This window comes from Aquamicrobium terrae, from assembly GCF_040545735.1.
Taxonomy (GTDB): Bacteria; Pseudomonadota; Alphaproteobacteria; order Rhizobiales; family Rhizobiaceae; genus Mesorhizobium; species Mesorhizobium terrae_A.
Genome location: NZ_JBEPML010000002.1, coordinates 365,704 through 379,200, shown reverse-complemented (window position 1 = coordinate 379,200; position 13,497 = coordinate 365,704). Strand labels below are relative to the sequence as shown.

Sequence of the window (13,497 nt, the reverse complement as noted above, 5' to 3'; positions counted from 1 at the left end):
TTTCGATGTGAACTCGTCACCGCCTCTGTCATAAACTCCGCCCCATACAGGGAAAGCTTGGCGCGCGAGCCACCTTAGTTCCCGGCGCTCATCGTCAGTCAGTCGCATCCTGCGCCTCCTTTCATCGAGCGGGCTTTGGCAACCTGCCGAAACGCCTTGTTCCATTCTCGCGGGGTATCGGTTCCGTAGGCGCTTTCAATGAGGCGATCCGCAAGATCGAGAGCCGCGAAAGCTTCCGCTGCGCCCGGCGTCATCCCCCGCACCTCGTCGGGAGACAGGATCACGTAGCCTTTGCTTTTCAAGGCGTCGATGATCTGGTCTGCAATTGCCAAATCTGCCTTGTTCGGGCGCGTTCCCGGCCCTCCGATATCGACAGCGGACCATTTAGCTATCACCTCGCGCGCGCCCATCACTCTGCGCTCCCTGTTATTGCGTCTCTGCCCTCTTCAACGCAAATGCCGTGGTCCAAGCACGGATGTCCGCCCCGTCCAATCGCAATACCCTGCACGCCGAGCATGCCCCCGCGCTCGTTTGTAAACTCCACGCAGTAGAACCGCTCGCTGCGCGGCGTGTCGCCATCCATCGTGTAGACCTCGCACCGCCAGTCGCGGACACGGAAACCGGCGTCTTGCTGGAGCCGTCCGAGGGCGTATCGCTGCAAGCGACGGACAAGGCCGGGAGAGATGACCTGATCGGTATCGTGGAGGCTGTCCGGTAGGCGCTGGCCGACCATGTTATAGCGGGCTGGGGCGCGTTGTAGGACGAATGACGTGATCATGTTCTTTACTCTGCGCTCCCTGCGAGGGCGGCACGGGCATAGTCCTGCAAGACTACAGCGCTCGTGTCGTCGTCTGGCCTGTCACGGAAGATGCGGATGAGTCTGTCCACATACCGGCCCGTCGCGGGTAGCGCCCCCCTTATCGCGCTCGCTGGAGGGGTGGCGACGGGAGAGGTGTAGAGCGTCGGCGGAGACACGCAGTCGCGGTGTGGTACTCCTTCTTCGTCTAGGCACCCGTCGCAAAGCCACCGCCCGTCTGGCGTCACATAAATGTCGGTACGGTCGTGCCCGCACATTTCTGGATTGTGCTCGTGGCAGTGCTCACAGACATACATGATCTTCGGATACGCCACAGGTTCCGGCTCCACCTCTCCGGCAGGCTCGGCAAGGGCGGAGAGGATGCGGCGCTCGTAATCGGCTTGGGTGGCGGCTTTGGCCTCGTCTGCGGTTTCAAATGTTCCTATAGCGCCCACAGCTTCGCGGTCGAACACGACGCGATATCCATCTCTCTGGATATCTATGTTATAGAAAACCCCAAACGAACCGGCTTCCGCGTCGGCGCGGTCGGCCCAGCCCTCTGTCTCGTATTCCGACCACTCCAGCGGCTTGACCACCACCCGCGCCTCGGCAAGGCGCTCGGCGGCTTCGGCGCGTCTGTGTTCGTCCTTAGCGCGTTCGCCATTCGCGATAGCGAGGTTATGATTTGCATCCCGATCCCGCCTGACCTGCTCAAGCTCGGCGCGAAGGGCTTCGTAATCGGAGTGGTGAACATAAACACCGTTGGGCCGCTTGGCTAAACCCCATCCTTGGCGACCGTCCCTGACAAGAGTGTAGCGCTCAACCATCTTCGTTGCCTCCTTCAAGGGCGCAGCGGGCGGCTAGCAGCGCAGGCTGTGTAAAAATTACGCCACCAAGAAGACCCTTTGATTTCCGTCCGTCGGCGTGACGCGCGAATGGTTCCAGCGCCGCCCGCAGCCGCACATTCTCGGCTTCCAAGGCTTCGATGCGGGCGGGTGAAGTTTCATCTAGAACGGTCTCGAAATGCCGTTTCAGGCCATATAATTCTTCGATGCTGTTGATGCGTTCTTCTCTGATCTGCACGGTCACCAACATGAGAGAGAGTTCTACGCATTCGCGCATCGTGTAGACGGGCTTGTCAGTCATGACGCTTTCCTTTCAAACAGCGGCCCATCTTCCGGCAATGCGAACTTGAGCCGCCACGTCCGCCACGCTTCGGTGACTGCGCCCGTGCCGGGGAACAGATCGTGCAATTCATCATCGGGCCGAGCTGCGACCATTTCGAAAGCCCAATGGCAAACAGCCTCGGGCTTGGCCCCCGTCAGACCGCGCTTGAGCGTAATGCTCTCCTGAATCCAGTCGCGCATCACCAGTCGCTTGCTGACGACCGGCTTTCGGGCGGGCTTCACTACGACAGGCTCCCACGCATAGGCGACGGGAACGTTGCGCTTGAAGGCGGCAAATCCCTTCACCCATGACATCCATCGCGCGCCATCGATCTTGGCGACAAGAGGCGCGAGTGTTGCCATGCTGGTTGGTGTGGCGGACGCGTGAAGCACCCAGCCATCGAACTCGCTCTCCAGGCGATCAAGCAATTCGGCGTGGTCAACCTCCCCGGCATAATCTGGGTGATCCCGGTAGAGGTGGGCGCATCCGATATAAGGAGGGTCGGCATAGGCGATCCTGCTCATCGGACAGCCTCCGGTGCGGTGGGGGATGCGGGGAGGCCAGTTGGCCTAGCAGGGAAGGGATGCCACAGGAGAGCATCTGGCCGCTCGTCAGGTCGGCCATTAATGATTACGTCTTCATGCATCCACCAGTAACCGGCGCAGCTTCGGGTGGGCTTTTGCCACCCCGCTACAATCACTCGATCCAGTTCCGGCGCGCTATCCATCGATCTCCACCCACCACCTGCGGAGAGACGGAGCGCGGTGGCGGCTTCGAGGCAGGTTTTTGCGGTCAGCTTTGCCGTTTCGTCGTGCCAGAATTGCGTCAGGCCGTCCTGTCGGCCGTCTTCAACCATCTCTGCGCACTCAACAAGTACGTCGATCAGCCCCGCCACATCAGGCGGCGTTACGGCTTCGGCGCGACGGTTCCAGACCTCGACAATGCTCCCGTCAAAGGTGTCATTCGAGAAATGAGGAAGCGGACAGTCTGTAGGCTCTGCATGGATGACGGCATCCCGGTCGCCTTCTGAAGGCCAGAGCGCACCGCGAAGCATCATCGCTGTCCCGCAGAAGGGGCAGGGCTTGAGCGCCTTTTCATTAATCTGCATGGCTATGCGCCTCCTTGGCGACAGGTCTGCCGTACACGTCGCGGACGCGCGGCGGGAGTTGTTTGGTGAGGCGCTTGGGAGCGCGCTTGTCTCGGGTGGAGAGCTTGGAAGATGGGCGGACGGCACCGGTGTGCTTGCCGCGAACCTTGGCCACCTTGGCCTTTTCCCTTACGTCCTGAGCGGATTTGCCGACGTGGCAATGGGAGTGCGCCGGCGCCAGGTTCGTCTCGCGGTGCTCACCGCCATTGATCAGTGCGACGACGTGATCGGCCTGCCACGTCTCGCCGGTCTTGATCGGCAGCTTGCACAGGTGGCAGATGCCGCCGTCTCGGTCGAAGACGCGCAGGCGGACGCGGGGCGGGATGTTGACGCCGTGGTGGGCGCCTATCCACTCTTTGACGGGGCGGGCCATCATGCGCCCCCGATCTGATCGATATTCCCGAGGATCGGCGTGAAGGTGTAGGCGGCAACCCAGGGGTTAGTGTCCCAGACGTATCCGCGCGCGGCGTTGAGGCTCTCCCAGAGAAAGCGAAAGGCCGCTACAGGAGAGAGCCAGCTACCTTGATGGAAGGGTTCCGGCAGAACCCACCAATCTGGCTCAATCACGCCCGGCTTGTGAATGAGACCTTCCGAAATTGCATCGTCACGGCTGATCTCCTGCAGCCGCTGCACGCGGACATCGGTGACGATCAGGGTGATGCGGCTGGCCCAGCGGGGCAGGAACATCGCCGGACGGAGTTTCCCTTTCAGGCCGATCTCGGCATAGCTGCGGGCCGTTGCCGCGTGCTCAATATCAGCATCGCGCGGAATATCTCTCGGCGGCGTTCGGTCGAGGCTCCGCGCCGCATGCCACGCCTCGCGGACATAGAGGCGGTCGCCGACGGCTGCTGTGCGCGGCCATCGATACGGCTTGTCGTTCTCATCGAAGGCGGTGATGACGCCCTCATCGACGACCGCAGGCGGCTCATCGCACCACGCGTCCAACACCCGCCGCGTCTGCGTCTTGCCGGTGCCGGGCTGCTCGATCTCGCGCAGAATCGCGCGGACCATGGGGGCGGAGAAGAGAATAGGGAGATCAGCCATCAAGCAATCTCCCCGACTTCGACACCAACGATACCAGCGATGATCGGCAGCGTGTCGCCAGCTTCCTGCTCTCCGAAACAGACCAGCTTGCATTGCTTGACGACGGACAGGGCCTTGTCGCGGGCCAACTGGGACAGATCTTCGGGCGCCGTCTTGCGAAGATCGGCGGCGATGGCCGAAACAAGCTCTTGCTCGCCAAGACCGGTTGCGGCCCAAAGCTGCTTTGCAAGCTCGAGCAACCATGCCCGGTCCCCGGAATGGAGGTCGGAGGAAGGTGCGGCCGTTTCCGTGGTTACCTGACCGGGATTGTCGCCTTCCTCCGAGGTGCCCGATTCATCATCGGGCTGTGAATTGGTGGCAGCAGCGGTTTGAGAGGATGGCGTTTCCCCGCCGCTGCTGCCGTCGTCGGGAGAGGGCACCGACGATTGGGAATTGTCTTCGGTCTGGCCGCTGTCGGCCTCGCCAGTGAGCGCGGCCGTTTCGCGGGTGACAAAGGACTGATCGAAGCCTTCGCGCGTCTGGGAGCCTTCCTGTCGGGCTTGAAGGCGCTGCATGACCGACGGCTGTTCGGGCGAGACGTCACGCATCTCGGCAAAGCGCATTTCCTCCACGTCGTAGATGCCGAGAATGATTTCCGGGCACCACCGGCGGGCGAAGGACCGCAGGGTATAGTAGGATTGCTGCTGATCCGGGTCAGACTTCCACAGCGGCGAATTCTTGGGATGGATGTCCTTGAGCTTCGGGCTCTTGACCTCGCGCACCGCGCCGTCCTTGAACTCGGCAATCACGATGCAGACGCGATCCGGCCCTTCGCCTTCCCATTTAATATCGGGGCGCTGCTTCAAAGGCGCAAAGGCATTAATGACGCCGGCGATGACCTGAGCCTCGTAAGCCAGGTTGTCGTTGACGAAGTAGCTCTTGCGGGCCAGCGCATACGGGCTGGTCCGAAACCGGATCGCATCGTCGATGATGCCGAGGCAGGCGCCGGGCTGGCCGCGAAGATGCTTTGGCACGGCCGAACCGGAGACGGCCATCATCTTGGCGTACTCCATGACCTCGCCGGCATTCTGGAAGGTGATGCCGCCGACGCCGACGGTGATTGCAGATGACACGTCGCGATTGATCTTTTCCTCGATGGCCAACATGCGGCTGTCGGATTGAGTGGCGATCTGGTTCATATCAGTTGGCTCCCAGAATGTGACGTGCGGTGTGCTTCTCATCCGCGCCGAGTTCGGACTTGAACGCGATCCATTGGAGATAATCGCGCGGCAGGTCGGCCCATTTGGTGCCGCGGTGCTTGCCGAAGGTGATGGTCTGGAGGACGACGGGCGCGGTGGTCAGTTCAACCAGCTTGGCCAGGCTCGACGCGAAGATCAGGCGGCGCAGAATGAAGGCCGTGACCAACGTATCGGGGCCGGCACGGTGCGGCGGCATGGAGGCTTCCGAGTCGAAATCGTCTTCTTCGTCGATGCCAAGATGGTAGCGAAGGACTTGGTTCGAATGACCGGGAGCATCGGGAAACAGATGCCGGGCGCACTGAAGCGTGCAAATCCAGTCATGCTGACCGCCGCCAAAGAATGCCCGCTCGAACTTGGCATTGTGCGCGGCGAAAACGTCTCCCGGCTCCATGCCGGCCATCAGTTTGGCGCAGCCAACGTCGGGCGAGATCGCCCCGGCAACGTCAGCATCGGAAATATGATGGATGGCTCGGGTGACTGGTGGGATCGAATGACCGGGATTGACCAGTATCGAATATGGCCCATGAACCTGCCAGTCGTCGGTGACGTCGGTCCAGCCGATTTCGCAGATGCCCTTGGTTTGATCCTCGGGCAGGCCGGTTGTCTCAAAATCAATGACGCGGACCTTCATTCGCTCGTTTCCTCTTTCTCGGCCCGCGCCATTGCGCTTTTCAGGGCGATGTTCAGTTCTCGGATTTGGTGGGTGCCCATGGGGTCGAAGCGGAAGTCCTCGCCCTTCGCGGCCATGAAACCGTTGGCCCAGCACAGCAGGTCGGACATGCCACTTGAGAGGGCTTCGGCTTGGCTGAGGCTCATCTGAAGCGTGACAACCGGCTCATCGACCTCGCGGAAGTCGGGATCGATGATCATGCCGCCACCGCATTCAATTCAGTGTCGATCCGCGTCCGCGCCCATGCAGGCATTTCCACGAATGAAATGTGCTGGTCGTGCCCATCGAAGCCGGGCCACTCTCCGCGCGTGATGCACTCAGCCAGGATTGCCAGCCCGCGCATCGCCTGACGCTCGCCAAGGTCGATGTCGCTGTCCTTCAACTGCATGATCCGCACGTCGTAGGGCGGCTGCTTCTCGACAAAGGCGAAGGTGAAGGACGTGAAGGCGTCAGGCCCGAGCACGTCGCGAACGACCATGCGGGTGAACCCTGCCTGCACGTGATAGCCATGGGCGAAAATCGCCCGCGACAGGCTTTCGTCATCGACAGACGCAGCGGTTTTCAGATCAACGAAATCGCCCGATGAGTTGGGAATTACGTCGGGCCGGCTCTTGAGCCAGATGCCGTTGCGCTTGGTGAAGATCGACCGCTCGATCCTGCCGTTCAGGATGCCGAGCCGAACCGCTTCCTTGGATTGGAGTGCGGCTGCCATGTGGCGGATATGGCCGATTTCGATTTCGGTGATTACCGTCTTGCCGGCCTCGGCGGTCTTGGCCAGCCATTCCTTACAGAGGTTGGAATTGGCGTTCCACGGCTTCCAGACGCCCTTGTCGTCCTCGTATTTGGCCGGACGCAGCGCATATCGCTCGGCAAAGCCATCTTCGCCCAGAAGAAGCATGTGCGCTGCCTTGCCGAAGTCGAGGGAAGGCTTGCTCTCCGGTTCTTCCCGGTTGGGATTGTACGGGCTGGTCCACCAGTATTCGAGCGGCCGGCGCAGAACGGAACGGACGCCGCTGGATGAAATCGAGAAGCCGTCGAACAAGTTGGGATCGTGGTGGTAGCGCTCGATATCGACGCCGGAATAAACGCCAGGCTCGGAGATCTGGCCGCCGCGGTAGACATGTTCGCCAGAGAGGCCGTTGACCAGATTTCCGACCACGGCGCCGACGGATTCGAAACGATCGGGCTCAATGCGTTCCATCTACACAGCCTCCAATTCGCGTTGGGATTCAGCCTCTCGCGCCAGATCGGTGACGATCTGCGCCGCTTCCTCGCAGGACAGGCCGGCGGTCAGGAGCAGTTCGTAATCTCGAAACCGGCGGGCCCACTGACCCTCAGCGCGGGTAAGGCGGGCCAGTTCGATGGTGATGAATTCGGGGGCGGGGGACATCAGCAGCCCTCCGTTTTGGCGATGGTTGCAATGGCATCTGAGATTGCCAGATCAATCAAAGCCTCGTCGTTCTTCTTCCATCCCTCAATGCCCTTCGTGACGAGGTCGATGAGAATGGGTTCGAGACGTTCTCGGCTGAAAGCGGTGCTGGTGAACGCAACCAGGTCGGCGTTGGCCTTGTTCTGCTTGGGTGAGAACGCGGCTCCCATTTCGTTGCCATCGACGCGCGCAACGATGCTGTCTCCCGCCGCGATGGTGTATTTACCGTCGAAGGTGTCAACGATGTGCCACGGCCCCGGCGTATGCTTCACTGTATCGGCGGGCATCTATGCGGCCTCCTAGTCTGTGGACGCGATGTAGGTGAAATGGCCGGAGCCGAAGCGCTCAAAGCGACCACCAAAGGTGCCCTTGACGCGCTGCTCTACCTCTGCCCGCGCCGTTCCTTCCGGGTAGACGCCGATGACTTTTTGCGACGAGTTGCTATGCGCCTCGATGCGGTAGTCGATCTTCGACGGGTCGAGGACGCGCTTCCTGCGCTCGATGAAGCCGGTCGGCAGGTGGATCGTGGTGACTTCCATCACGACGAGCGGGTCATCGGCCTCTTGCCAGTCGCAGGCGGGGCAATAGCCACGCGGCGATGTGCAGGAAAGGCACGGTGGGGTGATGTGGCACGAGCAGTTTTCGCTACGGTGCAATTCGATGACGCCAACGCAGCCACCCCGGTTGCACATTTCGCCTTCTGCGTATCCGAGCGCGCTCATGCCGCTTCTTCCTTCTGCTTTGCGAGGATGGCTTGCGCTTGCTTCCGCTGCTCGCGGCGGAACTTGTGGCGGGACCATTCCTTTGAAATCATGCGGTGTCGGACTTCCGCGATCAGATCGTCGGAGAGCCAGGAAAGGTCGAGTGCGCCGCGTCGATACAGGACCTCGAAAAGCGCGGCCTCGAACGTGTTGCGTCCGTTGTGGGTGTAGCTCGTCAGCTTGATCTGGCGTTCGTGGCGGGCGCGGGTCATGTCGTCCCACCCGCCAAAGTCTGTTCGCGCCAGTTCTTGTCGAAGTCAGCGACGGCACGCTCTGGAGTTTTGCCAAAGCCAGCTACGCCCTCCTGCAAATTTTCCCCATAGAGGGCGCACCACATGTTCCCGTCAGGGAACGATCTGGGGCGCATCAGGACATGCGGAGAGCATTTTGCTCTCTCGGCCTGAAAGGCCATCTCAGCCGCATTCCATTGCGCATTCAGAACGCCTTGCTCGCTTGCGTAGGACATCACGCAGCCCTCCGCACATCACGCACCCGGCGCTCCAAAAGCTCGTCCTCGTCCACCCAAGACCCGAACTTGGCATAAGCCAGAACAAGGGCATTCGCGGCCTTGCGGTTGATCGGAACAATGGTGTCGAGAGCTTGCTGGCGCAGGAACTCACGGCCCGCATATGCCGCGTCGATCGCCTCAAGGATCGGCTTGCCCCGGTTAAGTTCGTAGGGCAGGTCCGAGGCGCGGGCGTTGGAATAGCCCGAGGCGGTCCAGTACACGGCCCGGCCCGAAGCTATGGCCTCGATGGCCTGCTCCAGCATGATCGTGTCTTCGTTCCGATAAAGTTCGACCGCCGCCAGCAAGTCCCGGCGCACCTTCATCGGCGTATCGGCAAGGTAGTCCTGCGAGTGGATGTTCATGAGACTGGCCTCCCGTCACGCCGCTTCGGATTGCGCTTCGGCAACATCTGCAAGCGCCGTGTCGAGCAGCGATTTGAGCGCTTCGATTTCCTTCGCAGCCTGATCGGTCAGGCTCGCGGCCTCCTCACGCATGAGGCGGGCTGCGGTCGCGAAAAGCTCTTTCTGGTGAATGTTGAGAGCCTTGACGAAAGCCTTCTCGACAATCTCGCGGTCGTAGACATTGAGGATGCGAGAGCAGGACGAATTGCCGTAGTATCCGGCATGGCTCTCGAACTTGGAGTTGATGGTGAACGCTGCAAAACGGTCGTCACCACCGAAGCCGTATCCCTTCTTGTCGCAATGACTGTCGGGCGAATACTTCTCGGAATAGAGCGCATGAAAACCGGCAATTGCTGCAGCCTCGCGGCGCAGTGACTTGATCCGGTCAATCGTCTTCGTATCGGCTGCCATCGTTCCGTTTCCTCTCAAATCCACCAGATCGGCCGGGGCTTCTTCGTGGTGGGTATGAGCGGATAATATGCGCAAACGGATAAACGTCAAGAAAGAAAATGCGCAAACGGATAAAATTAATTGCGAAGGCGGATAGTCGCGGATAAAAGAAAAGCCCCGGCGGGATGATCCGACCGGGGCGCGCAGCACAAAGATAACTGACGGCTTATGTATCAGAACATGACCGGATCGACAACAACAAACGGGCCTGCGCGGCGCGAAAGTCGCAACATCTTGTGTCTGCTCGGAGGTTCCCGGCAAGACGTAGCGGTTCAAGCGCATGAGGCGACGGTCTTCAGGGGATTTTGCCCCGTCGCGCCGATCATCCGGTGCATGAATTTCCCAACCGCTGCCGGTGGCGGAATCATCGGACGAAGCCGACGGGGTTTGGAGCGCCCGTCCTCGAACAACGCTTGCTGCGCGAGGAATAATCCCAGCCAACTTATCACACGCCATAGTTGAGTTTCGTATCGGCGCGTTCCGTTCGCACCGCTGGACAGGCGGGAGGATGCCGGTGAAGGGCAGGTGGGCACTGCCAAATCAAATGCCAGGCTGGGCGTATATCGGTTTCACGGATGCTTGGTCGGTCTTCGAGCCGACGGGAAAGGACGGCCTTCGATGTGTGAAGGACGCTCCTTTTGGAAGCCTATGGGATCAGGAAGGAAACCACATGAGCAAACGTCCGATTACGACATACGACTGGCCAGAAGCACTCTATCCGCTTCGCGATTGGCTTCGGCGCAAGGGTGTCGACGTCGATGCTCTAAAAAGCGAGCGGCAGGCGTACTGGATGGCGCGTACGCTCGGCCGGCAAAAAACCAAGTTCACCAACGATCGGTCCAAGCCGCTTTTCCCGTACATGGTGAAACTCCAGCGTTCGCTCTGTCCGAACGCACAAGGCGGCAAGGCTCCGGTCGGCCGCGAGCCATTCATTCTCGGCACGTTCGGCGCGGCATCGGAGGTCCGTCACATCGATCCGGCCGCGTATCTGGCCGAAAAGACACGGGCTGAAACGTAGAAAGGATGGCGCTGACCAACCAGCGATCAGCCATTTCCCATTCGGTAATCTGTTCGAGCCATCATCAAAGCCATGGGGCTTGAAGAAATCATAGAACTAGTTCGGGCCAACGTTGTAACGGTCGCCCTGGCCGCGGTAGCCTTTGTGGCCCTTTCCCTACTGGCGCTGGTTGTCTCTGGGCGAAAGATAAGCCGAATCTGGCGCCGTCCTGTGTCCGCGACCGAGCTACGATTCCGCAACGTCTTCGCGATGATGGGAGTTAAGCGGCAGGAGGAATTGATCGCGGGGGCGGCCAGAAAATATCGATGTAGCCGGAATGAAGCGATGAAGCACTTGCTAGATCAGCGTGATCGAGACGCGAGAAGCTGGCGGTAGAGGGGCACCTCGGTTGCCCACCATTGATCGCCTGAAACGAAAACCCCGGCCGGAGCCGGGGTCTAGACTATGCTGCGAGCAACTCGTAAGTTCGATGGTCATTATCGACCTTTTGGATCTTGATCGGCTGCTCATCGACAGTAGGAACACTTCGGCGAGACAGTTCATCAATCCCTGCCTCGACCGGAAGCTTAAGTTTCTCGATAGCCATGCGACGAATGATCGCCTCCGATGTGCTATCAATGTCAATCTCATCCCGTTCCCACCGGCCGATCGATTGCTTGTCGCGATGGACAAGGTTCGCCAATTCAGCCTGTGTCAACCCCATTTCGGTCCGGAGAAACCTTAGCTCGTCGCCGCTCATGCCCTTTTCGTGCTGGACAATGCCGAGCGCAATGATGTGGTGCAACTCGTTCACGGCGGGAATGGTGATGATTTCATCGCCGTCATCATCCATCTCCACGGCGATGCCATCGATGTAGACATTCATGAGGCCGCATTCGGTGTAATGATGTGAGCTATTCATCTTCTGGTACTCCAATTATCGAGCCTGCATTCCGCTCGAACTCATCGATCCACATGACCGATACAACTTTTATCAAGCACCCACTTTTCGACGGGATAACGACGACCCCGATTGTCCTGCTTCCGCTATTTGGCGTTCGGCATTCAATTCGATAGCGGTAGTGGCCGGCCCTGGTTGCCGGTATGGGGGCCTGATAAACGTTGCCGTATTTCAGCGCGTGCAAAACATCCGAGACGATTAGGCTGCGTTCGGCCAATCGGTCCCGCGCATGCAGCTTGTAGCTAATATTAAGTTTTTTGCTGCGTGCGATCGATCTAATCTCAATGGTAGCACGGCCCGGCTCCCACGGCTGAGTTGCAGTCATAGCTCCCCCTGCAAGCGAGCTTTCCCGCTTGAACTATGTATCATGGTGATACCTATATAGTTCGTTAACGTCAACTGACAATATGCCGCGGATGACGCGTTACGCCTCTCCGGCCGTCTCCGTATCCTCGCCTAACTCGTGCAGCATCTCCAAATCTCCGGTGCTGATCAGATATTCCCGGAGTGCCAGATGTGCCGCGTCATCCAGGCTTTTACCCGTCGCATTGGCAAACCGACGCAAGGCAATTCGCTCGTCGGTCAAGAGGGTGAGGGTGATTTTCATTCCAGATACTTCTTGCCCTTCACGCCGGCCGGCTTGGTCTGCTCGAAAGCTTGGTGGTGGTCGGCAACGACCTTGATCCAGACGCCGACCTTCATGGGGATTTCGGCGTTTCCGTCGAGCCAGGCATGGACAAGCGAGACGTCGCATCCCAGCGCCCGGGCCAGGATGTCGGGCGTCCAGCGTATGTCGTGCAGGGCGGCGTCGAGCTGGTCTGGGGTCATTCCAAGCCCTTCCGCGCTTATTCGGTGCTAACCGAGTTGTGCTTGGCCAACTTCGCCAACTCTTCCCCATTGGGCACATAGGGCTGTATCAGAACTACCTTTTCTGCCCACTGGAGAACGACGTCGAGGATGTGGTTCCCGGAATCGGTCACAAGATCCCACGTTCCCGGTAGGTGGCCGCGGCGGAGATAGCGAATGAGCTTCCGCCCGCCTTCCGTCATGACAATGCACAATTCCCCCACGAGATCATCTGAGGGCCGGCGCCGCAAATCGTAGTAGTAGACGATCCAGCCATCCTTGATCGCGCCCATTGTATGGCCGCGCATCATCGTGCCGACCAGATCGGGGCGTTCTGGAAGTTTGACGTAAAGATCGGGTTCCCCGCGATCGACTGTCATCATCAAGCCTCCAGAGCTATGCTGTCTTCAAACCAAGATGACCTTGGATGCCACCCTGCTTTTCGACCTTCCTCAATGCGGCCGGCGGCAGCACCGCGAATATCTCGCCTATCCATTCCAGTTTCTGATCCTCAATCGGCATGGGGTCGTTCCACGACGTGAGGGTGACCGTTCCGGGTTTGCTGCCCTTGGTGATCGTCTTGATGAAGCGCCGGCCTTCCGCTGTCCGAACGGCAGCCTCCATCCCATAGAAAGATTCGATCGGCTTCTTCTGTTCGCGGTAAACCACGATAATCGTGCCGGGTTTGAAGACCGGCATCATCGAGATCCCGCTGACAGAAAACGCAATCATATCGTCTGGGACCGGAAAAGGGATATGGATCTGGTCAAGCCCTTCTGGTGGGACCTGCTCATAGTCCGGCTCGACTTCCGCGCCAGCTCCTAGAAATCCCATAAGGGGAACCTCTGAGCCGTCGCCATCTTTCGGACCGTGGTCTACCAGCCGTTCATAGGTTTCGTTAATCGCATCGCGGCGGTGGCCTTCCGGTTCAGATCCGGACAGCCAGCGGTTCACTGTCGATTGCGATACCTCGAAATGCTCAGCAAGCTTCTGCTGCTTCCAGCCAGTAGCCTTCATGATGGCGCGGATTTTCTGCTCGATCGTCATGAAAAGGACGCTGCCATGTAGGGCGGATAAAGGAA

The 13,497-nt window shown here is 59.7% G+C and carries 25 protein-coding genes; 1 reads left to right on the top strand and 24 read right to left on the bottom strand.

Annotated features, from left to right (window positions below; all coding sequences use genetic code 11):
* Positions 1-98: 98 nt before the first annotated feature.
* From ABID37_RS04545 to ABID37_RS04460, 18 genes are all read right to left on the bottom strand, one after another.
* Entirely contained in the window at positions 99-410 is a 312-nt protein-coding gene (locus ABID37_RS04545; RefSeq protein ID WP_354192902.1) for a hypothetical protein, read from the bottom strand.
* Positions 411-783: 373 nt separating this feature from the next.
* Positions 784-1,623 (bottom strand): hypothetical protein, encoded by an 840-nt coding sequence (locus ABID37_RS04540; protein ID WP_354192901.1) that lies wholly within the window; start codon positions 1,621-1,623, stop codon positions 784-786.
* Positions 1,616-1,942, bottom strand: a complete 327-nt coding sequence (locus tag ABID37_RS04535; RefSeq protein WP_354192899.1) for a hypothetical protein — start codon at positions 1,940-1,942, stop codon at positions 1,616-1,618. Before ABID37_RS04535 ends, ABID37_RS04540 begins: the two co-directional genes overlap by 8 nt.
* Complete coding sequence (locus tag ABID37_RS04530; RefSeq protein ID WP_354192898.1) at positions 1,939-2,487, bottom strand: hypothetical protein; 549 nt, start codon at positions 2,485-2,487, stop codon at positions 1,939-1,941. The genes ABID37_RS04535 and ABID37_RS04530 overlap by 4 nt, the downstream gene beginning before the upstream one ends.
* Positions 2,484-3,071, bottom strand: a complete 588-nt coding sequence (locus tag ABID37_RS04525; RefSeq protein WP_354192896.1) for a hypothetical protein — start codon at positions 3,069-3,071, stop codon at positions 2,484-2,486. Before ABID37_RS04525 ends, ABID37_RS04530 begins: the two co-directional genes overlap by 4 nt.
* Positions 3,061-3,486: an HNH endonuclease gene (locus ABID37_RS04520; protein WP_354192894.1), complete on the bottom strand. Its 426-nt coding sequence runs from the start codon at positions 3,484-3,486 to the stop codon at positions 3,061-3,063. The genes ABID37_RS04525 and ABID37_RS04520 overlap by 11 nt, the downstream gene beginning before the upstream one ends.
* Positions 3,483-4,154: a hypothetical protein gene (locus ABID37_RS04515; RefSeq protein ID WP_354192893.1), complete on the bottom strand. Its 672-nt coding sequence runs from the start codon at positions 4,152-4,154 to the stop codon at positions 3,483-3,485. The genes ABID37_RS04520 and ABID37_RS04515 overlap by 4 nt, the downstream gene beginning before the upstream one ends.
* Positions 4,154-5,191, bottom strand: a complete 1,038-nt coding sequence (locus ABID37_RS04510; RefSeq protein ID WP_354192892.1) for a recombinase RecT — start codon at positions 5,189-5,191, stop codon at positions 4,154-4,156. Before ABID37_RS04510 ends, ABID37_RS04515 begins: the two co-directional genes overlap by 1 nt.
* A 142-nt stretch (positions 5,192-5,333) precedes the next feature.
* Positions 5,334-6,023, bottom strand: coding sequence for an exonuclease domain-containing protein (locus tag ABID37_RS04505; protein ID WP_354192891.1), 690 nt, complete (start codon positions 6,021-6,023; stop codon positions 5,334-5,336).
* A complete protein-coding gene (locus tag ABID37_RS04500) occupies positions 6,020-6,262 on the bottom strand; it encodes a hypothetical protein (protein ID WP_354192890.1) in 243 nt (80 codons plus the stop codon). Before ABID37_RS04500 ends, ABID37_RS04505 begins: the two co-directional genes overlap by 4 nt.
* A complete protein-coding gene (locus ABID37_RS04495) occupies positions 6,259-7,263 on the bottom strand; it encodes a PD-(D/E)XK nuclease-like domain-containing protein (protein WP_354192889.1) in 1,005 nt (334 codons plus the stop codon). Before ABID37_RS04495 ends, ABID37_RS04500 begins: the two co-directional genes overlap by 4 nt.
* Positions 7,264-7,452 (bottom strand): hypothetical protein, encoded by a 189-nt coding sequence (locus ABID37_RS04490; protein WP_354192888.1) that lies wholly within the window; start codon positions 7,450-7,452, stop codon positions 7,264-7,266.
* Positions 7,452-7,778, bottom strand: a complete 327-nt coding sequence (locus tag ABID37_RS04485; protein WP_354192887.1) for a hypothetical protein — start codon at positions 7,776-7,778, stop codon at positions 7,452-7,454. The genes ABID37_RS04490 and ABID37_RS04485 overlap by 1 nt, the downstream gene beginning before the upstream one ends.
* Positions 7,779-7,790: 12 nt before the next feature.
* A complete protein-coding gene (locus ABID37_RS04480; RefSeq protein WP_354192885.1) occupies positions 7,791-8,213 on the bottom strand; it encodes a hypothetical protein in 423 nt (140 codons plus the stop codon).
* On the bottom strand, positions 8,210-8,464 hold the full coding sequence (locus ABID37_RS04475) for a hypothetical protein (RefSeq protein WP_354192884.1): 255 nt from the start codon (positions 8,462-8,464) through the stop codon (positions 8,210-8,212). The genes ABID37_RS04480 and ABID37_RS04475 overlap by 4 nt, the downstream gene beginning before the upstream one ends.
* Positions 8,461-8,718, bottom strand: coding sequence for a hypothetical protein (locus ABID37_RS04470; RefSeq protein WP_354192882.1), 258 nt, complete (start codon positions 8,716-8,718; stop codon positions 8,461-8,463). Before ABID37_RS04470 ends, ABID37_RS04475 begins: the two co-directional genes overlap by 4 nt.
* A complete protein-coding gene (locus ABID37_RS04465) occupies positions 8,718-9,122 on the bottom strand; it encodes a hypothetical protein (RefSeq protein WP_354192881.1) in 405 nt (134 codons plus the stop codon). The genes ABID37_RS04470 and ABID37_RS04465 overlap by 1 nt, the downstream gene beginning before the upstream one ends.
* A 15-nt stretch (positions 9,123-9,137) precedes the next feature.
* Entirely contained in the window at positions 9,138-10,067 is a 930-nt protein-coding gene (locus ABID37_RS04460; protein WP_354192880.1) for a hypothetical protein, read from the bottom strand.
* A 214-nt stretch (positions 10,068-10,281) separates the two neighbouring features.
* Between ABID37_RS04460 and ABID37_RS04455 the strand changes: the two genes are divergently transcribed.
* The gene (locus tag ABID37_RS04455) at positions 10,282-10,629 is read left to right on the top strand and encodes a hypothetical protein (RefSeq protein WP_354192879.1); all 348 of its coding nucleotides are present in this window, start codon (positions 10,282-10,284) and stop codon (positions 10,627-10,629) included.
* A gap of 442 nt (positions 10,630-11,071) precedes the next feature.
* On the opposite strand, the gene ABID37_RS04450 is transcribed toward ABID37_RS04455, so the two are convergent.
* The 6 genes from ABID37_RS04450 to ABID37_RS04425 form a co-directional block, all read right to left on the bottom strand.
* The gene (locus ABID37_RS04450; protein ID WP_354192878.1) at positions 11,072-11,494 is read right to left on the bottom strand and encodes a helix-turn-helix domain-containing protein; all 423 of its coding nucleotides are present in this window, start codon (positions 11,492-11,494) and stop codon (positions 11,072-11,074) included.
* Positions 11,495-11,522: 28 nt separating this feature from the next.
* Entirely contained in the window at positions 11,523-11,894 is a 372-nt protein-coding gene (locus ABID37_RS04445) for a DUF4258 domain-containing protein (RefSeq protein WP_354192877.1), read from the bottom strand.
* Positions 11,895-11,993: 99 nt separating this feature from the next.
* Positions 11,994-12,176 carry a hypothetical protein gene (locus ABID37_RS04440; protein ID WP_354192876.1) on the bottom strand — a complete coding sequence of 61 codons (183 nt, stop codon included), beginning with the start codon at positions 12,174-12,176 and terminating at the stop codon, positions 11,994-11,996.
* Positions 12,173-12,397 carry a hypothetical protein gene (locus tag ABID37_RS04435; RefSeq protein ID WP_354192875.1) on the bottom strand — a complete coding sequence of 75 codons (225 nt, stop codon included), beginning with the start codon at positions 12,395-12,397 and terminating at the stop codon, positions 12,173-12,175. The genes ABID37_RS04440 and ABID37_RS04435 overlap by 4 nt, the downstream gene beginning before the upstream one ends.
* A 17-nt stretch (positions 12,398-12,414) precedes the next feature.
* Positions 12,415-12,798, bottom strand: a complete 384-nt coding sequence (locus tag ABID37_RS04430) for a hypothetical protein (RefSeq protein WP_354192874.1) — start codon at positions 12,796-12,798, stop codon at positions 12,415-12,417.
* Between the two features lie 13 nt (positions 12,799-12,811).
* A complete protein-coding gene (locus ABID37_RS04425; RefSeq protein ID WP_354192873.1) occupies positions 12,812-13,462 on the bottom strand; it encodes an XRE family transcriptional regulator in 651 nt (216 codons plus the stop codon).
* Positions 13,463-13,497: the final 35 nt, after the last annotated feature.